The organism is Myceligenerans xiligouense, assembly GCF_003814695.1.
Taxonomy (GTDB): Bacteria; Actinomycetota; Actinomycetes; order Actinomycetales; family Cellulomonadaceae; genus Myceligenerans; species Myceligenerans xiligouense.
The window spans coordinates 2,737,266-2,762,746 of sequence record NZ_RKQZ01000001.1 but is presented as its reverse complement, the minus strand read 5'-3'; the positions used below and the strand labels follow the sequence as shown (position 1 = coordinate 2,762,746).

Genomic DNA, 25,481 nt, shown 5'->3' with positions numbered 1-25,481 from the left:
GGGGGCGCTCTCGCGCCGGGCCCCGCACTGGGTGTGAGCGTAACGGTGTGACCCGCGGGGAGGAAAACTCCCGTGCCGACGCGGGTTGCGGAGGATGGTTGCGGAGGATGTTCGTCGAGGTGGGCGCGGGCCCTGTGCCCGCGCCGGTGAACGTGCGGGTCAGCGGGCTCGTCAGTGCCCCATGCCCATGCCGCCGTCGACGGGCAGGACGGCGCCGGTCACGTAGGCCGCGGCGTCCGATGCGAGGAACGTCACGGCGCCGACCACCTCGTCGGGGCGGGCGAACCGCCCGGCGGGGATCGCGCCGAGGTAGAACTCCCGCGTCTTGTCCGGCAGCTCGGCGGTCATGTCGGTCTCGATGAAGCCGGGCGCGACGACGTTCGCGGTGATGCCGCGGCCCCCGAGCTCACGGGAGATCGAGCGGGCCATGCCGACCAGCGCCGCCTTCGACGCGCCGTAGTTCACCTGTCCGGTGCCGCCGTACAGACCCACGAGGGACCCGATCAGCACGATACGGCCGTAGCGCTTGCGGATCATGCTCTTGGCGGCGCGGCGCACGCAGCGGAACGTGCCGGTCAGGTTCACGTCGACGACCTGCTCGAACTCCTCGTCGGACATCCGCATCAGGAGCTGGTCCCGCGTCACGCCGGCGTTCGCGACGAGTACCTGCACGGGCCCGAGGTCCTGCTCGATCTGCGCGAAGGCGTCGTTCACGGCCGTGCTGTCGGTGATGTCGGCCTTGTAGCCGTGCACACCCTCGGGCAGGTCGCCCCCGCGGTACAACGTGGCGACGCGGTCCCCCTCGGCGACGAATCGTTCGGCGATCGAGCGGCCGATGCCGCGTGCGGCACCGGTCACGACGACGACGCGGCCGGCGGCGGAATCCAGGTTCTCGGTCATGCCAGCGACGCTACCGCCGCGACCGGCCGGGCTGCGCTGCGCGACGTGCCACGTGCCCCGCGCCGCGCGTTGTGGGTTTCCGACAACATTGATTCGTGACATCGGTGATCAACACCACGGAATGTGGCGATCCGGGCCGTGTGGCCGGCGCGTCTCGGGGCCGCTACGCGCCCGTGACGCGGCGGTAGACCTCCATCGTGCGGTCGGCGATGGCCGCCCAGGAGAAGTGTTCCTCAGCGCGTCGTCGGCCCGCCGCGCCCATCGCGGCGGCGCGCGCGGGGTCGGCGACCATCCGGTTCAGGGCCTCGCCCAGGTCCGCCACGAAGCGGTCCGGGTCGAGCGGCGTCCCGGTACCGTCGTCGGCCTGGTCGATCGGGACGAGCGCGCCCGTCACGCCGTCGTCCACGACCTCCGGGATGCCGCCGGTCGCCGTGGCGACCACGGGGAGGCCGACGGCCATCGCCTCGAGGTTCACGATGCCGAGCGGCTCGTACACGCTCGGGCAGACGAACGCCGTGCCGGCCGCGAGCACGGCGACGAGCTCCTCGCGTGGCAGCATCTGCTCGATCCACACGACCCCGCCGTCGCGGCCGCGCGCCTCCCGGAGCCCGCTCACCAGATCCCGGACCTCGGCCATCAGCTCCGGCGTGTCCGGCGCGCCCGCACACAGCACGAGCTGCACGGACGCGGGCAGCTCGGCGGCCGCCCGCAGCAGGTACGGCAGGCCCTTCTGTCGTGTGATCCGCCCCACGAAGACGACCGAGGGCCGGTCGGGGTCGATCCCGAGGCGCCGGACGGTCCGGTCGGCCTCGGCGAGCGCGGCGTCGCCGGACGGCCGCCGCCACCCGCCCAGGTCGATCCCGTTGTGCACCACGTGCACCCGGCCGGGGTCGAGCTCGGGGTAGCAGCGCAGGATGTCGTCCCGCATCCCGGCCGAGACGGCGATGATCGCCGACGCGCCGAGGTAGGCCGTCCGTTCCGCCCACGACGAGAGGGCGTACCCGCCGCCGAGCTGCTCCGCCTTCCACGGGCGCAGCGGTTCGAGGGAGTGCGCGGTGACGACGTGCGGCACGTCGTGCAGCAGCCCGGCCAGGTGGCCGGCCAGGTTGGCGTACCAGGTGTGGGAGTGCACGACGTCGGCCCCGGCGCAGTCGCGCGCGATCACGACGTCGGTTCCGAGGGTGGCCAGCGCGGGGTTCGCGCCGGTCAGCTCGGCGGGGGTGGTGTAGCCCGTCACCGCCGGCTCCGGCTTCCCGGGGCCGACGACGCCGGCCCCGGCCTCCTCGCCGAAGTGGCGCACCCGCACGTCGGCGAGGGGTCCGAGCACGCTCGCCAGTTCCGTGACGTGCACCCCCGCACCGCCGTAGACGTGCGGCGGATACTCCCGGGTCAGGAGATCGACCGTGAGGCGGGACGACGGGGGCTGCGGCTCCGGAGATGTCACGGTCCAGACGTTACCGATCTTTCCCGCCCCTGGTTCCCGCGGTGAGGGTTTCGCCCAGCTCGCCCGAGGCCATATCGTCTGAGCCATGGCCGCCCCCCGTGTTCTCGCGATCGTCCTTGCCGGAGGCGAGGGAAAGCGCCTCATGCCGCTCACGGCGGCACGCGCCAAGCCCGCCGTCCCCTTCGGCGGGATCTACCGCCTCGTGGACTTCGCGCTCTCCAACATCGTCAACTCCCGGTATCTGCACGTCATCGTGCTGACCCAGTACAAGTCGCACTCGCTGGACCGGCACATCTCCAAGACGTGGCGCATGTCGCCGCTGCTGGGCAACTTCGTGGCGCCGGTCCCGGCGCAGCAGCGCGTCGGCAAGCACTGGTACCTCGGCAGCGCGGACGCGATCTACCAGTGCCTCAACGTCATCGAGGACGAGCGGCCGGACATCGTGGTCGTGGTCGGCGCGGACCACGTGTACCGCATGGACTTCTCCCAGATGGTGGACGCGCACATCGAGTCCGGCGCGCGGGCGACCGTCGCCGCGATCCGGCAGCCGCTGTCCATGGCGGACCAGTTCGGCGTCATCGACGTGCAGCCCGACGACCCCACGCGGATCCGCGAGTTCCTCGAGAAGCCGACCGACGCCACCGGCCTGCCGGACGCCCCCGACAAGGTCCTCGCGTCCATGGGCAACTACGTGTTCGACGCCGACGCCCTGGTCGAGGCCGTCACCCGCGACGCGTCGAGCAGCGACTCCCGGCACGACATGGGCGGCGACATCGTCCCGGCGTTCGTCGAGGCCGGTGAGGCCGGGGTGTACGACTTCATCCGCAACGAGGTGCCCGGCTCCACCGACCGGGACCGCGCCTACTGGCGTGACGTGGGGACGATCGACTCGTTCTTCGACGCGAACATGGACCTCATCTCGGTCCAGCCCGTGTTCAACCTGTACAACGACGAGTGGCCGCTGTACACGGGGTACACGGGCCTGCCGCCCGCGAAGTTCGTGCACGCGGGCGCGGGCCGGATGGGGCACGCCGTGGAGTCGATCGTGTCGCCGGGTGTGCTCATCTCCGGGGCGCAGGCCGCCGGCTCGGTGCTGTCGCCCGGCACCCACCTGCACTCGTGGTCGTCGGTGGGGGACTCGGTGCTCATGGACGGCGTGCAGGTGCACCGCTACGCGCAGGTGCACCGCGCGATCCTGGACAAGAACGTGATCGTGTCCGAGCGCGCGCGGATCGGCGTCGACCACGAGGAGGACCGCGCGCGCGGCTTCACGGTCACGGAGTCCGGCCTGACGGTCGTCCCGAAGGGCAGCGTCGTCACGTAGGGCGGCCCGGCGGTAGGGCACACTGTTGCGCGTGAAGCGCCTGATCGTGACCGACGTCGACTCCACCTTCCTGCAGCAGGAGGTCATCGAGCTCATCGCCGACCACGCGGGAACCCGCGCCGAGGTCGCGGCGGTGACGGAGCGTGCGATGCGCGGCGAGCTCGACTTCGCGGGGTCCCTGCGCGAGCGGGTCGCGACGCTCGCGGGGGTGCCCGTGAGCGCCCTGGACAAGGTGCGCGACGCCGTCGAGCTCATGCCCGGGGCGGCGGAGCTCGTGGCGGAGTGCCAGGCCCGCGGCTGGGCGTTCGGGCTGGTCTCCGGGGGCTTCGAGGAGGTGGTCCGCCCGATCGCCGAGGGCCTCGGGATCCGCCTGGTCCGCGCCAACCGCCTGGAGGTGGCCGACGGCGTCCTGACCGGGCGCACGCTCGGCCCGGTGGTCGACCGGGCGGCCAAGGCCGCGACCCTTCGGGAGTGGGCGGCGGCGGAGGGCGTGCCGATGGCCGCCACGGTGGCGGTGGGCGACGGCGCGAACGACCTCGACATGATCGCCGCGGCCGGTGTCGGGGTGGCGTTCCGCGCCAAGCCTGTGGTCAAGGCCCAGGCCCCCCACAGCGTCGACGGCTCCCTGACCGAGGTCCTCACCCTCCTCGACCCCTGACCCTCCCCTGCTGAACGAGAGTCAGTCGGGGATCTCGCCGTAGGTGGCCGCGCTCATCGCGTGGCGCGCCGTCCGGTCGACCTCCCGCAGCGCCGTGCTGCGCTGGTCCGCCTGCCAGAGGTTCACCGCGCCCCCGTCGTCCACCGCGCCCAGGGCGACGATCGCGCGCAGCCGCGCGGCGAGCTGCAGGACCCGTGCGCGGCGGCCGTCCAGGTGCGGCACCGGCCAGTCGGCGGTGCTCGCGGCCCGCAGACGCTCGATGGCGTCGGCCGCGTCGTCGCGCCAGCGGGCGACGTCGAGCGAGTCGAGCGCGTCGGTGGCGGTCATGAGGCTGGTGCGCAGCTCGCGCTCGGCGTCGGACACGGACCCGATCGTGCCGAGGAGTCCCGTGCTCCAGTCCGGCACCGGCCGGACCTGCCACTCGACCAGGTGCCCGGGTTCGAGGTGGCTGCCGAACGGCGTGACGGCCGGGACGGCGGCCCAGCTGCCGTCCGGGGTGGCGATCACCACGCACTCGCCGGACTCCGTCGCGTCGTGGTTCACCGCGGCCGGGACACCGGCGGGATCGCCCGCCTCCGGGAGCAGCGCGGCGACCGTGCGAGGGCCGTTCGTCCAGGTCGTGAGCAGCGTGCCCAGGTCCGTGCCGTCCCACACGCCGGGCAGGCCGTGGACGCGGTGCGGCTCGTCGTCGCCCTGGACGGCGGCCGCGGCGTCCGAGATGTCGCCGACGCCCTGCAGCCACAGGGCGAGGACGACGCTGCGGGGCAGGTCCGGCGGTGTGTTCATCGCCCTCACAGTATGAGACATGTCGGTTACTGTTGTGGACCATGAGCACGGTTCTCGACCTTTCGGGCGTCACGGTCCGGCGCGGCACCACGACCATCCTCGACTCCGTGGACTGGCGGGTGAACGAGGGCGAACGCTGGATCGTCCTGGGGCCGAACGGCGCGGGCAAGACGACGCTCCTGCAGATCGTCGCGACACGCATGCACCCCACCGCGGGCCGCGCCGAGGTGCTGGGCGCCACGCTCGGGCACACCGACGTGTTCGAGCTGCGTCCGCGCGTCGGGCTGTCGTCGGCGTCGCTCGCCGACCGTATCCCGGGCGGCGAGACGGTCCGCGACGTCGTCCTGACCGCCGCGTACGGCGTGACGGGACGCTGGCAGGAGACGTACGACGACGTGGACGAGCAGCGGGCCACCGACCTGCTCGCGGCGTTCGACGTCGCGAAGCTCGCGGACCGGCACTACGGCACGCTGTCGGAGGGTGAGCGCAAGCGCGTGCAGATCGCGCGGGCCCTCATGACGGACCCGGAGCTGCTGCTGCTCGACGAGCCCGCCGCCGGGCTGGACCTCGGCGGGCGCGAGGAGCTGCTGGCGGCACTGACGGAGCTCGCCGCCGAGCCGACGTCGCCCGTGCTGGTGCTGGTCACCCACCACGTGGAGGAGATCCCGGAGGGCTTCACGCACGTGCTGCTCATGGGCCGCAGCCGTATCCACGCGGCGGGCCCGATCGACGAGGTGCTCACCGCGGACCACCTGTCGGCGGCGTTCGGGCTGCCGCTCGTCGTCGCGCACGGCGGAGGGCGCTGGCTGGCACGAGCCGCGCGCTGACGAGGCGTTACCGAACTGCCGTCGGATCCTGGCCGCATTTTGCTGGCCCGGCGTGTGAGGGATTGGTAATCTTCGGGCAAAGGCACCAGGTGAGTGCCAAGCCTCGGGGAGGGGATTCCCATGGAGTGGTTGTGGTGGGTCGGTGCGGCCCTGATTCTCGGTCTGATCGAGATCACGACGCTCGACTTCGTCTTCATCATGTTCGCGGGCGGCGCGCTCGCGGCGGCCGGCGCCAGCGCGGCGGGCCAGCCGCTGTGGGTCCAGGTGATCGTGTTCACCGTCGTCGCGACGATCCTGCTCTTGACCCTGCGTCCGCCGCTGAAGCGGTACCTGTCCAGGGGCGGCCCCGGCACCCTCACGAACGCCGAGGCGCACGTGGGCCGGACGGCGTCCGTGGTCGAGGAGGTCACCGACATGAGCGGCCTGGTCAAGCTGATGGGTGAGGTCTGGACGGCACGCGCGGCGGAAGGCTCGCCTCCGCTGGCGCAGGGGTCTACGGTGCAGGTGGTGCGCATCGACGGCGCGACCGCGGTGGTCGCACCGAAGCCGGTGGACCATTCCGCCTGACCGTTCGCGCCCGGTAGTCAACGTACACAATCGTTCGAGCGGGTGCGCCCGCGGTAGGAGAGGCTCGTGGAAAACATCGGACTGTGGATAGTCCTCCTCATACTCGTCATCGTCGTGCTGGTGGCGCTGTCGCGGGCGGTACGGATCGTGCCGCAGTCGGTGGCGCTGGTCATCGAGCGGCTCGGTAAGTACCACATGACGCTGACGCCGGGTTTCCACCTGCTGGTGCCGTTCATCGACAAGGTGCGCGCCGGCGTCGACATGCGTGAGCAGGTCGTGTCGTTCCCGCCGCAGCCCGTGATCACGAGCGACAACCTCGTGGTCGAGATCGACACGGTCATCTACTTCCAGGTGACGGACGCGCGGTCGGCCGTCTACGAGATCGCGAACTACATCACGGCGATCGAGCAGCTGACGGTCACCACGCTGCGTAACGTCATCGGTTCGATGGACCTGGAGCAGACCCTCACCAGCCGTGACCAGATCAACGGCCAGCTCCGCGGCGTGCTGGACGAGGCGACCGGCCGCTGGGGCATCCGGGTCAACCGCGTCGAGCTGAAGTCGATCGAGCCGCCGGCCTCCGTGCAGGGCGCGATGGAGCAGCAGATGCGCGCCGAGCGCGACCGGCGCGCGGCGATCCTCACGGCCGAGGGTGTCAAGCAGTCCGCGATCCTCACCGCCGAGGGTGAGAAGCAGTCCGCGATCCTGCGGGCCGAGGGTTCGGCGCAGTCCCAGATCCTCGAGGCCGAGGGTGAGGCGCGCGCGATCCTCCAGGTCTTCGAGGCGATCCACCGCGGCAACGCGGACCCGAAGCTGCTGAGCTACCAGTACATCCAGATGCTGCCGCAGCTCGCGAACGGCACCTCGAACACCAACTGGGTGATCCCCACCGAGTTCACCGCCGCGATGTCGAGCATCGCCAAGGGCTTCGGCGGCGGAGCCGCGGCGGACGACAGCGGCCCGACGCCGCCGGTCACGCCGTCCACGGACCTCCTCACCGGGGGCGGCATCCTGCCGAGCCCCGGAGAGGCCCTGGCCGAGGCCCAGCGCCAGGCGGAGGCCGCCACGGCGGACGCCACGGAGTCCGGAACCCGCTCGGGCTCACCGTTCGACCCGTCGGCCGAGCGGGGCCAGCGTCCCAGCGGCTCGGCGCCGACGCGCCAGACGCCGCCCGGTCCGCGTCCGCGCCCGGTGGACGGCGGCGAGGGCGACGTGCCGCCTCCTCCCGCCCCGCCGCAGCAGTAGCCGGCGCACTCCTGGCCGCCCCGTCCACGCTTCCGTGGGCGGGGCGGCTTCTTCGTGTTCGCGGTCGGTGACACTCCGCTTCGGCCCGCTTGCGGAGTGAGTGCTCACTCATTTAGGGTGATGTCGTGCCACCCACCCCGGAAACTTCTCCCGATGCCGCCGGCACGGCCCGGCGCCGGGCGGCGCCGCTGGCCCCGGAGGACCGCCGCGCCGCGATCGTCGAGGCGGTGATGCCGCTTGTCGCGGAGCGTGGTGCCGACGTGACCTCGCGGGAGCTGGCCGACGCCGCGGGCGTCGCCGAGGGCACCCTGTTCCGCGCCTTCGGTGACAAGGCGTGCCTGATCGGCGAGGTCGCCCTGACGGGCCTGCTGCGCGCCTCGGACCCGGCGGTCGCCCGCGCCGACCTCGGGGCGATCGACGGCCGGCTACCCCTCGTGGACCGGGTGCGGCAGGTCATCGAGCGCGGCCAGCGGCGGTCGGAGGAGGCTGTCGCGTGGGTCATGGTGCTGCGCTTCCTGTACGGCAAGGAGGGTCCGGACGAGCGGGATCACGGCCACCGCGAGCGTGCCCAGGAGATGCGGTCGCGGCTGATCGCGCAGCAGGAGACGCGCCGCACGGTGGTCGAGGAGGCCCTCGAGCGGGTGCTCGCGCAGGAGCTCGACCGTCTGCGCGTGCCGATCGAGGTGGCGGTCTCGCTGATCGAGGCGGCCACCGCCCACCACCGTCCCGGACTCGAACGGATGGGTCCGCCCCTTCCCGCGGATGTCCTGGCCGATGCCCTGGTCCACGGCATCGTCGGGGAAAAACGCTCGCCGGACCACGACGTTCTTGACAACCATGACTGGCCGAACGCCGAGTACGCCGGCGACGAGGCGGCCGCCCATCACAGCGAGGAAGTCTGAATGCTCGTCCAACTCATGCGCAGATATCTGCGCCCCTACGGAGCGGCCGTGGTCCTGCTCCTGCTCCTCCAGCTCCTGCAGACGCTGGCGAACCTCTACCTGCCCTCGCTGAACGCCGACATCATCGACAACGGCGTGGTGGAGGGCGACATCGCCTACATCTGGAACACCGGCGCGGTCATGCTCGTCATCAGCCTGTTGCAGGCGGTGGCGGCGGTCGGTGCGGTGTACCTCGGCGCGAAGGCCGCCACCGCGTTCGGCCGTGACGTCCGGCGGGACCTGTTCTCGACGGTGCAGACGTTCAGCGCCCGCGAGGTGGGGCAGTTCGGGGCGCCGACCCTCATCACCCGCACCACGAACGACGTCCAGCAGGTGCAGCAGGTGCTGATCATGATGTTCACGATCATGGTGATGGCGCCGATCATGCTGGTGGGCGGCGTGTTCATGGCGCTGCAGGAGGACGTGGAGCTGTCCATGCTGCTGCTCGTCGTCGTCCCGGTGCTGCTCGTGTGCGTGGGGCTGCTGATGTGGCGCATGGTGCCGTACTTCCGGGCCATGCAGAGCCGGATCGACACGATCAACAGCGTGCTGCGGGAGCAGATCACCGGCCTGCGCGTGGTGCGCGCCTTCGTGCGCGAGCGGCGCGAGACCGAGCGGTTCGACGCCGCCAACGAGGCGCTCTACGACACGTCGCTGGGGGCGGGCAAGCTCATGGCGATGGCCTTCCCGCTGGTCATGCTCATCATGAACCTCTCCAGCGTGGCCGTGCTCTGGTTCGGCGCCGGGCGGATCGACGCGGGCGAGATGCAGATCGGGGCGCTGACGGCGTTCATCGCCTACCTGATGTTCATCCTCATGGCCGTGATGATGTCCACGATGATGGTGATGATGGTGCCGCGCGCCGCGGTCGCGGCGGGCCGCATCTCGGAGGTGCTCGCCACGAGCACGTCGGTCGCCGAACCGTCCGACCCGGCCCCGCTGAGCGGCCTGTCCGACGGCGCCGGCCCGCGCGGGCTGGTCACGTTCGAGGACGTCACCTACGGCTACCCGGGAGCGGAGGCGCCGGTGCTGCACGGGCTGAGCTTCACGGCCCGGCCGGGCGAGACCACGGCGATCATCGGCTCCACGGGGGCGGGCAAGACCACGCTGCTGAACCTGGTGCCGCGGCTGTTCGACGTGACCGGCGGCCGGGTGCTGATCGACGGCGTCGACGTGCGGCGCCTGAGCACCGACGACCTGGGTTCGCTGCTGGGCATGGTGCCGCAGAAGGCGTTCCTGTTCAGCGGCACGATCGCGAGCAACCTGCGGTACGGCAGGCCGGACGCGAGCGAGGCCGAGATGTGGCAGGCGCTCGAGATCGTCCAGGCGAAGGACTTCGTGGAGGCGTTGCCCGAGGGCCTCGACGCGCCGGTGGGCCAGGGCGGCAGCACCTTCTCCGGTGGTCAGCGCCAGCGGCTGGCGATGGCACGCGCGGTGGTCCGCGAGCCGAAGGTCTACCTGTTCGACGACTCCTTCTCCGCGCTGGACTACGCCACCGACGCCCGGCTGCGGGCGGCCCTCGCACCGCGCACCCGACAGGCCGCGGTGATCGTCGTGGCCCAGCGTGTCGCCACCATCCGGGACGCGGACCAGATCCTCGTGCTGGATCACGGGCGGATCGTCGGCCGCGGCCGGCACCACGAGCTGCTCGACCGGGACCACCCGGCCTACAGCGAGACCTACGAGGAGATCGTGACGAGCCAGATGACGCTGGAGGAGGCGGCATGAGCGGGGGCGGCACGAGCACGCGCACTCCCACCGACGCGGAGACGACGCGGGAGGCGGCGCGCAGCGGTGCCCGGCGCGGGCCCGGCGGTCCGATGGGCGGCATGGGCATGCCGGCGGAGAAGGCGCTCGACTTCTCCGGCTCGCTCCGGCGGTTCGCGGCGGTCATGCGGCCGGAGCGGGCGCGGGTGGTGGTCCTGACGCTGTTCGGCGTGATCTCGGTCGCGCTCACCGTCGCGGGCCCGAAGATCCTCGGTGAGGCGACGAACGTCATCTTCCGCGGCGTCGTCGGCACGATGCTCGGCGGCCAGGTCCCGGCCGGGACCCCCGTCGAGGACGTCGTGGCGGGGTTGCGTGCCCAGGGCGAGGACCAGATGGCGGACATGCTCGCGGGCATGACCGGCGTCGTGGTCGGCCGGGGCGTCGACACCGGGGAGCTGGTCACCGTCCTGGCCTGGGCGGCGGGCGTGTACCTGGCGGCGTTCGTGTTCGGCTGGCTCCAGGCGCGGATCACGGCGGTCGCCGTGCAGAACACGATGCGCCGGCTGCGGGAGGACGTCGAGGCCAAGCTGCACCGCATCCCGCTGTCGTACGTCGACAAGCAGCGCCGGGGCGAGATTCTCTCGCGCGTCACCAACGACATCGACAACGCGTCCCAGACGGCCACGCAGACCCTCGCGCAGCTGGTCACGTCCCTGCTGACCGTGGTGGGCGTGCTGGCCATGATGTTCTGGATCTCCTGGATCCTGGCGCTGGTGGCGCTCGTGACGGTGCCGCTGTCGGTGGTGATCACGATGCAGATCGCGAAGCGCAGCCAGCCGCAGTTCATCAGGCAGTGGTCCAGCACCGGCAAGCTCAACGCGCACATCGAGGAGATGTTCACCGGGCACTCGCTCGTGCGGGTGTACGGGCAGCAGCGGGCGGCGGCCGAGACGTTCGCGGAGGAGAACGAGCGCCTGCACACCGCGACCCGCAACGCGCAGTTCATCTCCGGCACGATGCAGCCGTCGATGGGCTTCATCGGCAACCTCAACTACGTGGTGATCGCTGTGGTGGGCGGCCTGCGCGTGGCGTCGGGGCAGCTGAGCATCGGTGACGTCCAGGCGTTCATCCAGTACTCGCGCCAGTTCACGCAACCGCTCACCCAGGTCGCCTCGATGATGAACCTGCTGCAGTCGGGCGTGGCGTCGATCGAGCGGGTCTTCGACCTGCTCGACGCCCCGGAGCAGGAGCCTGATCCGGCGCGCCCGGTGGCGCCCGGAGACGGCGGCCCGGTGCGGGGCCGCGTGGTGTTCGAGGGCGTGGAGTTCGCCTACGACCCGGACAGCCCGCTGATCAGGGGGCTGGACCTGACCGCGGAGCCGGGGCAGACGGTGGCGATCGTGGGGCCGACGGGTGCGGGCAAGACGACGCTGGTGAACCTCCTGATGCGGTTCTACGAGGTGAACGCCGGCCGCATCACGCTCGACGGCGTCGACACCCGCGACATGACGCGCGAGGCGCTGCGCGGCAGCATCGGGATGGTGCTCCAGGACACCTGGCTGTTCAAGGGCACCATCGAGGACAACCTGCGGTACGGCGTGCGCCACGAGATCACCGACGACGAGTTCCTGGAGGCGACCCGGGCCACCCACGTGGACCCGTTCGTGCGAACCCTCCCGGGCGGTTACGAGACGGAGATCGACGACGAGGGCACCAGCCTCTCGGCGGGGGAGAAGCAGCTTCTGACGATCGCCCGCGCGTTCCTCGCCGACCCGGAGATCCTGGTGCTCGACGAGGCGACGAGCTCCGTCGACACCCGCACCGAGGTGCTGGTCCAGGAGGCGATGCACCGGCTGCGCCAGGGGCGCACGGCGTTCGTCATCGCCCACCGCCTGTCCACGATCCGTGACGCGGACGTGATCCTCGTGATGGAGCACGGCGACATCGTGGAGCAGGGCTCCCACGACGAGCTGCTCGCGGCGGGCGGGGCCTACGCGCGCCTCTACGCGAGCCAGTTCGCGGCGCCGGTGTCGGGCGGGGAGGAGACTCCCGCTCCGGCCTGAGCAGCGCTGGCGCAAATGCGGTGTCCGTCCTAGTTTGGGGACGTTGTGTTGTCCTCACCCCGTGACGGAAGGCATCCATGAGCGACGTGCGAGAGCCGGACTCCCCGCGGTCCGCGGCCGATCCCGTCGAGCCGCAGGCGGTCCACCGTGAGGAGCCGCTGACCCGGCACGTCCCGGTCGCTCCCGGCCAGGACATCCTCGAGCTGCGGATCCACGGCGTGGCGAACACGCCGCCGCATCACGTCCTCGACCTGCCCGTCGACGAGGTGGTCCAGACCGACGGCGACGGCCTGGGCAGTTTCTGGGTCCCGACCCCGGAGGCCGACGCCCGGGACCGCGAGCCGACGACGGGCGACATGCGCGACCGCGCGGTCCCCGCCGGAGACCCGCACGAGATCCGCAACGACGTGCGCCGGGAGGCCTACTCCTGGGGGGCGATGTCGCGCCTGGGCCGGCTGCCCTTCGGCGGCGTGCTCGGCGTCGTCGGCACGGTGGCCACGCGGGTGATGTGGGCGGCCATCGTGCCGTTCGGGCTGGCGAACGCCGGGTACTGGGCCCGGCGCATCCCCGACGCCCTGCGCGAACCGGCGGCCGGCCGCATCGCCCCCGACCCGTCCGCCGCGCTGACCAGGGTCTTCGCGCTGTTCCTCAGCCTCCTGTTCACGACGACGACCGCCACGATCGCCCTGTCCACGATCGGCACCCGGTGCATGGGCCCGGCCATGGGTGAGACGATCTCGGTCTGCGCGCGGATCCCCGACGAGCTGTACTGGCTCGCCCGCATGGACCACGGCGACCGGCTCGGCTGGCTGTCCCTCGTGTCCGTCGTCGCCGTGGCCGTCCTGGTGCTCATCGCGCACAGCGGCAGCGTGAAGTTCGAGTCCCGCGTCTCCGCGCTCATGGCCGGTGAGACGGGCGCGTCCACCGAGGGCCCGGTGCTGCGGCGCCCCGGCTTCTGGACGCGCCGCACCGGCACGGGGACGCTGTACAGCCACCTGGCGGCGGCGCTCGGACTGCTCTCGGCGCTCATGCTGTGGACCTCGGAGCGCACGGCCTGGGCGGCAGCGCCGGGCTTCGCCGTGGTGATGGTCGCGACGTGGATCGTCGCCCTGCGCACCGACGACGACGGGGTCCAGGTCACGGCGCCCCGCTGGAAACCGCGGGCGGCGTTCGCCCTGCTCGTCGCCGGGCTCGTGGTCTGGATCGGGGCGTGGGTCGCGCTGGCCCGCGCCGCCTCGCCGGCGCAGGCTCCCCAGCTCATCGGCATCGAGGCGACGCCGGGCCTGCTGGTCGTCGCTCTCACCGGGATCGCGTCCGCCGCGCTCGTGTGGCGGCGTGCCCGGCGCCCCGGCCCCGCGCTGACCGTGCTCTGGCTCCTCCCGCCCGTGGTCGCGACGGCATGCACCGCCGTGGCCACGCTCGCCGCGCCGGGCGGGCAGCCGCTCCCGCTCGCCGTCCGGGCCGCGCTGCTGACCGTGGCGGTGGTCGCGCTCGCGGTCCCCGCCGTGTGGGCGGTGGCGCGGCGTCGTGCCACCGGCTCCCGCGCCGAGGGCTGGGGCGGCGCGGGACCGGGCGTCTTCCTCCTGCTCTCGACGACCGCCGCGGCGATCTTCTCCAGCCTCGCCGTCGTGGGCGTGCAGTGGTACCTGCGCTCCGCGCCGACGGGCGTCGTCGTCCCCGAGTCCCGCGGCGGGCTGTTCGTCGAGGTGATGGCCGACGCCGCCCCCGGCGAGACCGTGCCCGTCCCGCCGGTCTACACGGAGTTCGGTGCGAGCGTCGCGGTCGTCGTCGCGGTGTCCTTGATCCTCCTGGTGACGCTCGTGGCTCCGGCCGGGGTGGACGCCGTGCGCAGCGGCACGCTGTGGATCCCGCCCGCGGCCGACACGTCCGGGCCGAGCCGTGGTCCCGGAGCGCGGGCCGCCCGGGCCGCCGGCCGCGGGCACCCCGGGGTGCGCGCCGGTGACATCATCGATCCGGACATGCTCACCCCGGCCGCCGGACGTGCCCTGCACGCCCGCCAGCTCGCCGCGATGTCCCACCGTTCCGAGCTGGCGGTGTCCGCGCTGGCCGTCGCGTCCTGGGTCGCGCTGGTCGCGACCGTCCCGCTCGCGGTGTCGCCCCGCGACCTCGGTGTCCCCGCCGAGCTGGTGCTCCCGGGCTTCCTCGGTGACCCGTCCGGCCTGTTCGCCGTGCCGGTGTGGCTCACGGCTCTGGCGGTGCCGATGCTCGGCACGCTCGCGGTCGCCCTCGTCGCCAGCGCCCTGGCCGGCGCCGTCGCCAACGACACCCGGCCGTGGGGCCTGCTGTGGGACGTCCTGTGCTTCCTGCCCCGCAGCGCCCACCCGTTCGGCCCGCCGAGCTACGCCGAGCGTGCCGTACCGGAGGTGCGCGGACGCGTGGACGCGTGGCTCACGGCCGTCGACGTCGACGACGAGGCCTACCGCGAGGCCGTCGCCCGGCATCGTCGCGTGGTGCTGTCCGCGCACTCCATCGGCGGTGTCATCGCCGCGGCCGTGGTGCTCATCAGGTCCGGGAACCCGGTGGACCGGCAGGCGCCGGCCGACGGCCGGATCGGCCTGCTCACCTACGGCGTGCAGTTGCGTCCCTACTTCGGGCGGTTCTTCCCCGAGCTGCTCGGGCCGGCCGCGCTCGGGCTCCCGCCGGTCGGCCCGCCCGCGTGGTCGGGCGACCCGTGGAAGGACGACGACGTCGAACTGCCCGCGGACCCGGGCTCGCGACCGAACCTTCGCGGCCTGCTGGTGCCGGGCGACGCGACGGAGACGGGGGAGCGCGCCGGCTCGCCGGCGTGGATCAACCTGTGGCGGCGCACGGACTTCCTGGGGTTCCCGGTGGTCGGGTACGAGTCGAACGACATCGACCGCGGGGCCGAGGAGGTCGACCGGTCGGCCTACCTGTTCGAGATCGCCCTGCACGGCGGCTACCCGCGCACGACCGCCTACCAGGAGGCGTTCGACGAGGTCGTCTCGAGGATGGATCGTCCGTGATTCCCGCGGGCCGGCGGCAGGACGCCGTTGTCGTGCCACCGGCCCGCGAGGCTCGCGCACGTGAGGTGCGCCCTCGGGTGAGTCTGGAAGGTCTTGCGGAGCCGCGGCGGCTGCTCAGGCCACGGCCGGCAGGGGTGCCACCACGTCGCGGAGGCGGAGCAGCGCCTCGTTGAGGATCTGCTGCACACGCTCCCGGGTCACCCCGAGGCGGCGGCTGATCTCGTCGAGCGTCCGCGTGGTGCCGTCCACGAGCCCGAAACGCATCTCGAGCACCTTGGCCTCGACCGCGTCCAGGTGAGCGAGGGCCTGGCGCACGCGGCGGCGCAGGATCGAGTGCTCGGCGCCGGGCGTCTCGGCGTCGAAGGGTCCGCCGTCGGTGGCTTCGGCTCGTTGCCCGGCCACGATCGCGCGGACCACGGAGCGGCGCACCCAGCGGGCGGCGAAGGCGGCGAACGTGCCGTGGGCCGGGTCGTAGTTCTCGGCGGCGCGCACGAGGCCGACGTTGCCCTCCTGCACGAGGTCCATGAACGGCAGGCGGCCGGTGTAGGCGCTCACGACGTCGGGCACGATGCGCAGGTAGGCCAGGACGAGCCGCTCCTTCGCGTATTGCGCTGCCTTGACCCGTGCTTCGAGGTCGACGCGCAGCGACGGCGAGACCGCGTTCTTCGCGAGGGTGCGCGCGGCCGCGGTTCCGAGGGCGGCGCGCTCGAGAAGTGCCGCCTCCTGCGCCGGCTCGAGCGTCGGTGTGCGCTCGATGATCTCCTGGTAGGAGGGCGGGAGCGCGGGATGCGCGCCGGAACTCCGGGAGCGGCGGGGTCGGGAAGCTCTGGCGGTTCTCATCACTGATCTCCTTCGTCGTGTACGAAGTTGCCTTGGTGGGGACATTAGCGAACCATTGGGCTTCATGGGAAGTCCCAGGAGTTCGCTGTCAGTGATAACGACGGGGTGACAGGTCGGGGGTGGAGAATCGTGGACCGTGACCACCTCCGACGTCGTCCACCTCGACGACCCCGCCGACGAACGGCTCGCCGACTACACGCGCCTCACCGACGTCGCCCTGCGCAGCAAGCACGAGCCGGCCAAGGGCCTCTACATCGCCGAGAGCACCCAGGTGATCCACCGGGCGCTGGAGGCAGGGCACCGGCCGCGGTCCTTCCTCATGGCGCCGAAGTGGCTCGAGACCATGGCGGACGCGCTCGCGGCGTGCCCCGGCGTGCCGGTCTACGTGGCCGACGAGCCCGTGCTCCAGGAGATCACCGGGTTCCACCTGCATCGGGGCGCGCTCGCCGCGATGCACCGCCCGCCGCTCGCCCCGGTCGCCGAGGTGCTCGCCGGCGCGCGCGGTGGAGCGGGGGCGCGGCGGTCGAGGGTCGCGATCTTCGAGGATCTAGTGGATCATACGAACCTTGGTGCCGGATTTAGGTCAGCTGCAGCTCTTGGGGTCGATGCGGTGCTGGTGACACCGCGGTGTGCGGATCCGCTATACCGGCGGTCCGTGCGGGTGTCGATGGGAACGGTGTTCCAAGTGCCGTGGACGCGAATCGAGTCGTGGCCGGCCGACATCGCGCTGCTGAAGGAGGCCGGCTACTTCGTGGCCGGGATGACGCTGGGGGAGGGGGCGATCACGCTGGATGAGCTGGTTGCCCAGGACCATCCGCGGCTGGCGCTGGTCTTCGGGACCGAGGGGCATGGGATGAAGCCGGCAACCGATCGGTTGCTCGACGCGCGAGTAACGATCCCGATGCTGAACGGCGTCGACTCGCTCAACGTCGCGACGTCCGCGGCGGTGGCGTTCTACGCGACGCGGTAGCGACCTGACGCCAGGGCTTCCCGGCGCCGCGTGGGCAGGTTCCCGCCCCTCCCCGGCCAGGCACAGTCGATGCGGTGCGGGTTCCCGCTGATGTCGGTGACCTCGGATATCGTTGGCCCGGTTGCCAGGTGACTGGTCATCACCTCTGTGCCGTCTCGACGATACGGGGAGGACTATGCGCCACGTCGTGCTCCCGGACACGATGCTGCGGTTCGCCGTTGCGGACCGCAATTCCCTCTACACGGCCGTGCTGTATGCGTTCGGCGACGCGAGCGACCGGCTGGTCACATCGCTGTCAGCCGATGACGTGCGTCGGCACTTGGATGCGGTCGGCTGGCGTGACGACGTCGAGGACGTGGACCTCGCGGCGGCTCTGGACAAGATGGTGAGCTGGGGTCTCTTGGAGTCCGGCCAGAACCACACCGAGCGTTATCGCACAGTGCGCGAGTACGAGCGCCGCAACCTCCAGTTCTCCCTGACGCGCCAGGGTGAGGCCGCACTGACCGGGCACGTCGCGACCGTTGCCGCGCTCCAGGCGACCGGCGCACTCCAGACGGCCGTGCTGGAGGCCGTCGCGGAGCGCCTCGATCAGCTCGCGGACCTCGCGGTTGAGGCTGACGAGGCAGCGCTCGACCGGAAGATCTACGTGACCCTCCAGGAGCTGGAAGGCCACCTCGCGGGCCTGGCGCGCAACGTGAAGCAGTTCAATGGAGATCTGCAGCGGCTGCTGCGGGCCGAGGCCGTCGACGAGGAGACGTTCGCCGACGTCAAGCAGGCGACGGTGACCTACCTCCAGGAGTACCTCTCGCGCCTCGATGAACGGGTTGCGCGCATCGTTCGTGCCCTGGACCGGGTGCGTGCGGTCGGGGTGGCCGTCGTCCTGGCCCGCGCACTGGAGGGTGCCGAGCTGCCGCCGCACCTGCGCAGCGCGGAGCACGATGACCAGTGGCTGGCACACTCCCGCGCTCGATGGGCAGGCCTGGACGCCTGGTTCGCGCCGCAGGACGGCAGCCGTCCGCGGGCGGAGGAGCTGGGTGCTGCCGGCCGGCGGGCCATCCTTGCACTGCTGCAGGTCCTGGAGCGGCTCTGGGCGGCTCGGCGCAGGCCGTCCAGCCTCGAGGCCGACTTCCGCACCCTGGCACGCTGGTTCGCAGCTGCGCCGGCGGACGCCGACCTACACCGACTCTGGCGGGCGGCCTTCGGTCTGCACTCTTCGCGTCACGCGCACCTGGACCACACCGATCCCGAGTCAGTCCGAGGTGGGATGTCCTGGCACGACGCGCCGCCGGTGCCCGTGTCGCGCACGTTGCGAGAGTCCGGGCGTACGGCGGTGTTCTCCCGCACCGGGAAGGTGCGTGATGTCAGCGTCGTGCGCCGCGAGCGTGCGGCTCGTGCCCGGGCGGAACGGGAACAGGCCCTGGCAGCGCTGAGGTCGCTGGGCGCCGGGGAGGACACACGGCTGTCGGGGATCGCACGCCTCGACACGACGGCGTTCCGTCACCTGCTAGCCCTGATCGGTAAGGCCGTCGGGGTCCCGGGGGGAGAGCCGCGCTCCGTCCGGTCGTCGGACGGGCTCGTCACCCTGACGCTCACGCCGCCGGTCGACGGCGGGCGGACGATGCTGCGGACGACGGCGGGCGAGCTCGACTGCCCGGACTTCACGGTACGGCTCACTGTCGTCCCAGTCCCGGCCGCTTCGTTGCGCCCCGCCGGAGTCGCGTCATGAGCAACCTGCAGAACCAGCTCGTCGTCGCCGAGACCGAGGAAGTCCGCAGGGCGATCCGCCTGCTCTTGCGCGCGCCGCTGATCCTCAGGCAACGCTCTGCCGAAGAATACGACCTGATCTACCGCCGACGGGTCGCGGTGGGCGCGTGGTTCGAGAACTACCTCGGCTGGGAGCTGCGGCTGAGCCCGCGCCGCGGGCAGGCTCGGCTCGTGAAGGTGGCTCCGCCGGCTTTCGAGCCCAGCGACTTGCGGCCGGCCACACAGCACCGCTCTGGCGTCCCGTTCGACCGGCACCGCTATGTCCTGCTGTGCGTCGCGGCCGCCGAACTCGTGGCCCGGCGTGCCGTGACGCTTGGCGAACTTGCCGAGGCGACCTCGCGCGCCTGTGCCACCGACCCTGGACTGCCGTCGTTCGAGACCGCCAGGCACGGGCACCGGCGTGCGTTCGTCGACGCGGTCCTCATGCTGGAGGCGGCCGGTGTCCTGGAGCCGGTGGAGGGCAGGGCCGAGTCCTTCACCGACGACGCGGCCACACCTGTGCTGTACCAGGTCGAACAGGCAGCATTGTTCTCGTTGCTCGCGGCTCCGGTCGGGGCGTCGTCGGTCGCTGTCGACCTGGACGACGACGACTGGCTCGATGACGCGGTCTACGGCCTGCTTGACGAGCCTTCCTACGGCGAGGACTACCGTCGGGCGACCCGGCCCGACCTGGATCTGCCGCGGCCGCCCGACGACGATGCCGCTCGTACCCGTCGCAACCTGTGGCTGCGTCACTCCACCCTCCGTGCCGTGTTCGACGACCCTGTGCTCCACCGCGACCGGCTCAGTCCCGCCCAACGCGACTATCTCGACTCGATCAGTGGCCGCGAACAGCTGCGCAGAGCGGCTGAGACGGCCGGATTCGTGCTGGAGACTCGTGCGGAGGGCTATCTCCTGGTCGACCCCGACCGGATCGCGACGGACGAGCCCTTCCCGGGCGACGGCGCACCGTCGGTCGCCGCGCTGCACCTTGTCACCCAGCTCACGAGCGCGCCAGGTTTTTGCCTCCACGTAGCGACGCTCCGCACTGTCCTGCGCGGCCTGCTGGCCGCGAACCGCGGTTGGGCAAGGACCTACCAGGACGACGATGGTCCGGACCGTCTCCTGGGTGAGGGGCTCGCCCTCCTGGGGCGTCACCATCTCGTCACGCGGGACGGCGACCACGTGACGGCTCGCCCCGCCGCCCACCGATACCGAGATGCCGACCTGGTCGGCACTCCCCGCCCCGAACCTCAGGAGGACCCCGCATGACCGGCCGCTGGCAGCCGACCCGAGCCGGTCTGCTGAACGTCTGGCGCTACGTCGACGAGATCCTCTCGTTCGCCGACGGCCGGCTGCTCCTGCGTGGTCCGAACGGCAGCGGCAAGTCCAAGGCGCTCGAGCTGCTCCTGCCGTTCCTGCTCGACGCGAACCTGCGCGCCTCACGCCTGTCGACTTTTGGTTCGGGTGACCGGACGATGCACTGGAATCTCATGGGCCAGGGCGCCACGGGCAGCACCCGGGTCGGGTACGTGTGGCTCGAGGTGCGTCGAGAGGGCAGGGAGGTCGAGGAGCATGTCACGGTCGGGGCGCGACTCCAGGCGAGCAAGTCGGACACGTCGGTCCGCGTTGCCTACTTCGTGGCACACGCCCGCGTTGGGCACGATCTGGACCTGCAACCGGATCGTGAGCCACTGACCGTCGCTCATCTCAAGGCGGCGCTCGTCGGCCGTGGCACGGTCTTCGAGGGTGATGCCGGTGGTTACCGGGATGACGTCCGCGCCACGCTCTTCCCCGGGATGGAACGCGACCGTTACGACGCACTCGTCCAGGCGCTTCTGCAACTGCGCCGACCGAAGCTGTCCGAGCGTCTGGACCCGGAGAACCTCTCGACATTTCTGTCCTCCGCCTTGCCTCCGGTCGACGCGACGCGCATCGAGGAGCTTGCCGAGGGCTTCGAGCGCCTCGACCAGCGCCGCGCGGAGCTCGCAGAGCTTGCCGAGGAGGTGCGAGCGATCAGCGGCCTGCTGGACACCGCGCGGACGTACGGGGCCATGTTGCTCCGCGAGCGAGCCAGGGCTGTCACCAGTGCGGCAACCGAGGTGGACAGCACCTCGCGGGCACTCCGGGACGGTGCCGTCGAACTTCAGACGGCTGAGGAGAACGAGGTCGCGCTCGGAGAGCGGCGTGACCGGGAACAGACGCTGCTCGGCGAGCTTCACGCCAGGCGCGAGGCGCTCGAGGACTCGGACGCCTACCGTGAAGGTCGCGACCTCGTAGACCTGCGGAAGAAGGCCGAGCAGTCGGCCAAGATCGCACGACGGTCCCAGGAGGACGCGGCCGACGCGCAGCAGCAGGCGAACCGTTTGACCGACAGGGCGACGGTAGCTCAGCGGACGTCGATCGAGCTGCAGCACGACGCCGAGAACGCTCACGCGGAGGCGGTCCGCCGAGCCGAGGCTCTCGGGGTGCCCCACCTCGTCGGCTCGCCCGATCTGGGGGCGCATCTCGACGTCGTGGCACGGCACGTGGCTGAGATGGACGCGCTCGTCGGAAAGTACGAGCAGGCGGTCGCAGACCGCGACCGATGCGAGGCCGACCTGACCGGAGCCAAGGAATTGCGCGCCGAGGCCAGGACCCAGCTCGACGACGCCCGCGCGCTCGCAGCCGAGGAGGAAGAGGGGCACGTCGAGGCCGTGGTGGCCTGGTCCAGGAACTGTGCCGAGCTCCGCCTGGACGAACCGGCTCTCCTCGCCGCGCTCGACGATGGTGAACTTCGATCTCATGTCCAGGGTGCACGGTACGAAACCCGGCTGGTGCGGGGGCGCGAGCGCGAGGAGGAGGCGCGTCTCCGCGACGCTGCCGCAGCGGATGCGCGTCGGCTCGAGACCGAACGCGACGAACTCGTAGCGCGGCCTCAGGTCGCTCCTGATCAGCCGCCGTACAGGTCAGGGCACGAACAGCGTGGTCCTGGTGCCCGGCTGTGGCAGGTCGTCGACTTTCACGACGACGTCGCGGAGGACGACCGGGCCGGGCTCGAGGCCGCACTGGAGGCCTCGGGACTGCTTGACGCGTGGCTGGATCCCGACGGGAGCCTGTGGCCTGTCGGTCATGACACCGTCCTGGCTCCGATCCGCTCCGTCGACGGGCCGCGGCTGTCCCAGGCCCTGCGTCCTGACCTCCCGGCGGACTCGGTGATGACGGCCGCCGCGGTCGTCGCTGTGCTGGAAGCCGTGGCGCTGAACCATCGGCCCGACGACGCGTCGGGGTCCGCACCATCGAGCTGGGTCTCGCCTGACGGCCGGTGGGGGCTTGGCGTCGCTCACGGCGCCTGGGCGAAGTCAGCCGCGCAGTACATCGGCGGGGCGGCGCGGGAACGGCACAGAGCAGAGCGGTTGGCGCTGCTCGCGGGGGAGATCGCCGACTGCGAGCAGACTGCTCGGGCGCACGCGGCCGCCGTCCGACGCCTTGAGGACCGCCTTGCGCAGGTTGATGCGGAGGCGTCACAGGTGCCATCGAGCGAGGCGCTCGACGTCGCACGTCAGGAGGCCGAGTCCGCTTCCGTGCGCCTTGCCGAGCGTGAGCGTGCCGAGCGCAAGGCTGCCGATGCGGTCACTGCTGCGCGGCACGCTGTCGACCAGGCGCATACGGTGCTCGTGACCGGAGCGCAGGAGCGCCGCTTGCCTACCACACGTGGCGAGCTCAAGACGATCTCGGAAGGTGTCGCAGAACTGCGTGAGCTCGATCGAGAGCGTGACCAGGCGGCGAAGGCAGCCGAGGCCGCGGGGCTCGTGGCGACCGAACAGGTGGAGGAAGCAGAGCGAGCGAGCATGGATGCGGGAGCGCGGCGTGATCGTGCCACGGAGGATGCCCGTGAGGCCGATCAGGACGAGACTCGGCTCCGAATGCTGGAGGAGCGTCTGGGTGGTGCGTACACGGAGACAGTCGCCGAGCTCAAGAAGCTCGCCGACCAGATCACGGACGCGCGCGGAACCGTCGAGGCACTGAACCGCTCGCTGAACGAGGTGGGCAGGAAGGTTGCCCGTCTCGGTCAGGCGCAGGTCGCGTCGGAGGAAGCCCACCAGCGTGCCCTGCGCCACCGCTCAGACGTGTCTGACGCGCTCGTGCGGCTCCTGCGCACGACGCTCGCCGCCGACGCCGGGGTTACGGAACCTCTGGCGAGGGACGCAGGCGTCACCGCCGTCCTTGACGAAGCCCGACGCCTCGACCGCACTCTTCCCGCGACCCGCCCGAACGACTCGGCACAGCACGGCCAGAACCGCCTCATGCAGAGGGTCCACGAGTCGCGCGAGAAGCTCGTCCGCCGGGCGCAGATCCACCTCGAGCCGGACGACGACGTCGTTGTCCCCGTCGCGGTACTGCCCGGTCGGCGGCTGGGGATTGCCGATCTCCTGAACCTCGTGGTTGCCGAGGAAGCGCAGGCCGGAACCGAGATCACCGAGGGCGAGCACGCCCTGTTCGAGAAGGCGCTCACCGGTGACACGCGCCGGCACCTTTCCGAGACGATCCGGGACGCTGATGCCCTCGTGCATCGCATGAACGACCGACTGAAGACGGTCCGGACGGCCTCTGGAGTCCAGGTGCGCCTCCGGTGGGATGTCCGTGACGAGGCCAGCGTCGGCCTGCGCGAAGCGCGGGCGTTGCTGCTGCGCAACCCGGCCATGCTCACCGAGGAGGAGAACGACGCCCTCCACACGTTCTTCCGCCAGCGGATCGACGACGCCCACGTACAGGACTCCGGGCGGAGCTGGGCGGAACAGCTGGCGACCGTCTTCGACTACACGCAATGGCACCGGTTCCAGGTCCAGCTTGCCCGCCCCGACACCGACGGCTGGCGTACCCTGACGAAGAAGACCCACAGCGTCCTGTCGGGCGGCGAGAAGGCGATCGCGCTGCACCTGCCGCTCTTCGCCGCCCTCGCCGCCCACTACGAGGCAACTCCGGCGGCACCGCGCCTCATTCTCCTCGACGAGGTCTTCGTGGGGATCGACGAGATGAACCGCGGCCAGATCTTCGCCCTCCTGCGTGATCTCGACCTCGACCTCGTCCTCACCTCGGACCACGAGTGGGCCTGCTATCCGGAGGTTCCCGAGATCGCCATCCATGCCCTCGCTGCTGGGGCGGACGACGACGCCGTCACCACCACCCGCTTCATCTGGCGCAGTGGGCGCCTCATGCAAGAAGACGACCTGCCCGACGGCATCCTTACTCTTGAGGCCACCCTGTGACCGATGTCGGGTGGGCGGACGGCCTTCAGCCCCTGCTCCGTGAGTGCCACCGACGGCTTTCCACCGGGAAGGCGGTCACGTCAGTGCGTCTCGGTTCCGTCGACCGTGCTCAGCAGGGTGCGATCGCCGACCTCCTCGGCCTTGTGTCCCTGCCTGCGGCCGGCGCGAGGATCCGGCTGGACGACGTGGCGACCGCCGTCGAACAGCTGACCCGGCGATCATTCACCGAGTCGCTGTCCGCTCTCTACGGACCGATCGGCGATCAGGCTGCCGACCGTGAACGAGCAGCGGATGCGCGCGCCGCGCTGTGGACCTGGCTCCATGACCATTCCGTCGTCCGTACTCTGGACCTGGAGCCTTGGACAAGAGAGGTCGAGGCCAGCGGGGTGCGAGGCTCCATCGATACCATGCGGGCCAGCCTCGAGTCAGCACTCCTGGTGCTCGGAACTTTGCCCAGTCCTGGTGAGTCGCTCCCAGTTCTCGCCGGACGCACGCTCAACGACACCCACGCCCTCGATCCGGGGACGTCGGTCTCATCCCTTGTCTTGGGAGCCCTTGCTGTCCGGAGCGGGCTCCCGCGGCCACGACGCAACGCCGACCGTCGAGCGCTGTGGCGAACGGTCGGCGTCGTTGACGATGCCTTGTCGTCCACGGTGCTTGTCGCAGGTATCCCCGCGATCGGTAACGCGCCCGCTGACCGGACGTGCCGCCTCGGTCACGAGGACGGACGGGCCATCGTACTCACCCTGGCCGACCTGTACGCCGGCGCGCCGACGCTTGCCCGGCTCGCGACCGTCTGGGTCGTCGAGAATCCAGCAATCATCTCCCTGGCGATGGCTGACCTCGGGTCGGAGGTCCCGCCCATGGTGTGCACGGCGGGGTGGCCGAGCAGCGCCGCGCTGCTGCTCCTGACAAGCCTCGCGCGGTCCGGCAACCTCCTCCGCTACCATGGCGACCTCGACGGCGACGGGATCCGCATCGCAGCCCACGTCATCGACGCTACGGGAGCAATACCGTGGCGGATGTCTGTACACGACTACCGACAACACGTCGAGGGCCGTGGAGCGCGGGTGGGCCGCGTCACTCCCGCCCCGTGGGATCCCGACCTCGCACCGGCTCTCCGTGAGCATGGCGTGGCAGTTCTCGAGGAAACCGTCTGGGACACGCTGCGGAGCGATATAACGGTCCCTTCGGCCGGATGACGACGGACCC

General features: G+C 71.4%; 18 protein-coding genes. 14 read left to right on the top strand and 4 right to left on the bottom strand.

What is annotated here, in order from left to right; all coding sequences use genetic code 11:
* Nucleotides 1-171: 171 nt before the first annotated feature.
* Nucleotides 172-900 (bottom strand): 3-oxoacyl-ACP reductase FabG, encoded by a 729-nt coding sequence (fabG, locus tag EDD34_RS11990; protein ID WP_123814776.1) that lies wholly within the window; start codon nucleotides 898-900, stop codon nucleotides 172-174.
* Nucleotides 901-1,063: 163 nt separating this feature from the next.
* On the bottom strand, nucleotides 1,064-2,344 hold the full coding sequence (glgA, locus tag EDD34_RS11985; RefSeq protein ID WP_246012352.1) for a glycogen synthase: 1,281 nt from the start codon (nucleotides 2,342-2,344) through the stop codon (nucleotides 1,064-1,066).
* Nucleotides 2,345-2,429: 85 nt separating this feature from the next.
* Between glgA and glgC the strand changes: the two genes are divergently transcribed.
* Nucleotides 2,430-3,668 (top strand): glucose-1-phosphate adenylyltransferase, encoded by a 1,239-nt coding sequence (glgC, locus tag EDD34_RS11980; protein ID WP_123814774.1) that lies wholly within the window; start codon nucleotides 2,430-2,432, stop codon nucleotides 3,666-3,668.
* Between the two features lie 25 nt (nucleotides 3,669-3,693).
* Entirely contained in the window at nucleotides 3,694-4,326 is a 633-nt protein-coding gene (serB, locus tag EDD34_RS11975) for a phosphoserine phosphatase SerB (RefSeq protein ID WP_123814773.1), read from the top strand.
* 21 nt (nucleotides 4,327-4,347) lie between these two features.
* Here serB and EDD34_RS11970 read toward each other — a convergent pair whose 3' ends face one another.
* Nucleotides 4,348-5,112, bottom strand: a complete 765-nt coding sequence (locus EDD34_RS11970) for a hypothetical protein (protein WP_123814772.1) — start codon at nucleotides 5,110-5,112, stop codon at nucleotides 4,348-4,350.
* A 41-nt stretch (nucleotides 5,113-5,153) separates the two neighbouring features.
* On the opposite strand from EDD34_RS11970, the gene EDD34_RS11965 reads away from it, so the two are divergent.
* From EDD34_RS11965 to EDD34_RS11935, 7 genes are all read left to right on the top strand, one after another.
* Nucleotides 5,154-5,939: an ABC transporter ATP-binding protein gene (locus EDD34_RS11965; protein WP_123814771.1), complete on the top strand. Its 786-nt coding sequence runs from the start codon at nucleotides 5,154-5,156 to the stop codon at nucleotides 5,937-5,939.
* Nucleotides 5,940-6,059: 120 nt separating this feature from the next.
* Entirely contained in the window at nucleotides 6,060-6,506 is a 447-nt protein-coding gene (locus EDD34_RS11960; RefSeq protein WP_123814770.1) for an NfeD family protein, read from the top strand.
* Between the two features lie 66 nt (nucleotides 6,507-6,572).
* Nucleotides 6,573-7,751 carry an SPFH domain-containing protein gene (locus tag EDD34_RS11955; protein ID WP_123814769.1) on the top strand — a complete coding sequence of 393 codons (1,179 nt, stop codon included), beginning with the start codon at nucleotides 6,573-6,575 and terminating at the stop codon, nucleotides 7,749-7,751.
* Between the two features lie 125 nt (nucleotides 7,752-7,876).
* Nucleotides 7,877-8,653, top strand: coding sequence for a TetR/AcrR family transcriptional regulator (locus EDD34_RS11950; RefSeq protein ID WP_246012351.1), 777 nt, complete (start codon nucleotides 7,877-7,879; stop codon nucleotides 8,651-8,653).
* Entirely contained in the window at nucleotides 8,654-10,420 is a 1,767-nt protein-coding gene (locus tag EDD34_RS11945) for an ABC transporter ATP-binding protein (RefSeq protein WP_170177061.1), read from the top strand.
* Nucleotides 10,417-12,462 (top strand): ABC transporter ATP-binding protein, encoded by a 2,046-nt coding sequence (locus tag EDD34_RS11940; RefSeq protein WP_425462351.1) that lies wholly within the window; start codon nucleotides 10,417-10,419, stop codon nucleotides 12,460-12,462. Before EDD34_RS11945 ends, EDD34_RS11940 begins: the two co-directional genes overlap by 4 nt.
* Nucleotides 12,463-12,539: 77 nt before the next feature.
* Entirely contained in the window at nucleotides 12,540-15,467 is a 2,928-nt protein-coding gene (locus tag EDD34_RS11935) for a hypothetical protein (RefSeq protein ID WP_123814768.1), read from the top strand.
* A 114-nt stretch (nucleotides 15,468-15,581) separates the two neighbouring features.
* Here the strand turns inward: EDD34_RS11935 and EDD34_RS11930 are convergent, their stop codons facing one another.
* A complete protein-coding gene (locus EDD34_RS11930; protein WP_170177060.1) occupies nucleotides 15,582-16,307 on the bottom strand; it encodes a sigma-70 family RNA polymerase sigma factor in 726 nt (241 codons plus the stop codon).
* 136 nt (nucleotides 16,308-16,443) lie between these two features.
* Between EDD34_RS11930 and EDD34_RS11925 the strand changes: the two genes are divergently transcribed.
* The 5 genes from EDD34_RS11925 (at nucleotide 16,444) to EDD34_RS11905 (ending at nucleotide 25,471) form a co-directional block, all read left to right on the top strand.
* Nucleotides 16,444-17,277, top strand: coding sequence for a TrmH family RNA methyltransferase (locus tag EDD34_RS11925; RefSeq protein WP_123814766.1), 834 nt, complete (start codon nucleotides 16,444-16,446; stop codon nucleotides 17,275-17,277).
* A gap of 175 nt (nucleotides 17,278-17,452) precedes the next feature.
* A complete protein-coding gene (locus tag EDD34_RS11920) occupies nucleotides 17,453-19,003 on the top strand; it encodes a TIGR02677 family protein (protein ID WP_123814765.1) in 1,551 nt (516 codons plus the stop codon).
* A complete protein-coding gene (locus EDD34_RS11915; protein ID WP_123814764.1) occupies nucleotides 19,000-20,292 on the top strand; it encodes a TIGR02678 family protein in 1,293 nt (430 codons plus the stop codon). Before EDD34_RS11920 ends, EDD34_RS11915 begins: the two co-directional genes overlap by 4 nt.
* Complete coding sequence (locus EDD34_RS11910) at nucleotides 20,289-24,269, top strand: TIGR02680 family protein (RefSeq protein ID WP_123814763.1); 3,981 nt, start codon at nucleotides 20,289-20,291, stop codon at nucleotides 24,267-24,269. Before EDD34_RS11915 ends, EDD34_RS11910 begins: the two co-directional genes overlap by 4 nt.
* On the top strand, nucleotides 24,266-25,471 hold the full coding sequence (locus EDD34_RS11905) for a TIGR02679 family protein (protein ID WP_123814762.1): 1,206 nt from the start codon (nucleotides 24,266-24,268) through the stop codon (nucleotides 25,469-25,471). Before EDD34_RS11910 ends, EDD34_RS11905 begins: the two co-directional genes overlap by 4 nt.
* Nucleotides 25,472-25,481: the final 10 nt, after the last annotated feature.

Bases quoted from the DNA above. Each gene is read 5' to 3' on its own strand.
- EDD34_RS11940 (WP_425462351.1), top strand. From the start codon at position 10,417: ATGAGCGGGGGCGGCACGAGCACGCGCACTCCCACCGACGCGGAGACG.
- EDD34_RS11915 (WP_123814764.1), top strand. From the start codon at position 19,000: ATGAGCAACCTGCAGAACCAGCTCGTCGTCGCCGAGACCGAGGAAGTC.
- EDD34_RS11945 (WP_170177061.1), top strand. From the start codon at position 8,654: ATGCTCGTCCAACTCATGCGCAGATATCTGCGCCCCTACGGAGCGGCC.
- EDD34_RS11970 (WP_123814772.1), bottom strand. From the start codon at position 5,112: ATGAACACACCGCCGGACCTGCCCCGCAGCGTCGTCCTCGCCCTGTGG.
- EDD34_RS11965 (WP_123814771.1), top strand. From the start codon at position 5,154: ATGAGCACGGTTCTCGACCTTTCGGGCGTCACGGTCCGGCGCGGCACC.
- EDD34_RS11930 (WP_170177060.1), bottom strand. From the start codon at position 16,307: ATGAGAACCGCCAGAGCTTCCCGACCCCGCCGCTCCCGGAGTTCCGGC.
- EDD34_RS11920 (WP_123814765.1), top strand. From the start codon at position 17,453: ATGCGCCACGTCGTGCTCCCGGACACGATGCTGCGGTTCGCCGTTGCG.
- EDD34_RS11935 (WP_123814768.1), top strand. From the start codon at position 12,540: ATGAGCGACGTGCGAGAGCCGGACTCCCCGCGGTCCGCGGCCGATCCC.
- EDD34_RS11960 (WP_123814770.1), top strand. From the start codon at position 6,060: ATGGAGTGGTTGTGGTGGGTCGGTGCGGCCCTGATTCTCGGTCTGATC.
- fabG (WP_123814776.1), bottom strand. From the start codon at position 900: ATGACCGAGAACCTGGATTCCGCCGCCGGCCGCGTCGTCGTCGTGACC.
- glgC (WP_123814774.1), top strand. From the start codon at position 2,430: ATGGCCGCCCCCCGTGTTCTCGCGATCGTCCTTGCCGGAGGCGAGGGA.
- EDD34_RS11910 (WP_123814763.1), top strand. From the start codon at position 20,289: ATGACCGGCCGCTGGCAGCCGACCCGAGCCGGTCTGCTGAACGTCTGG.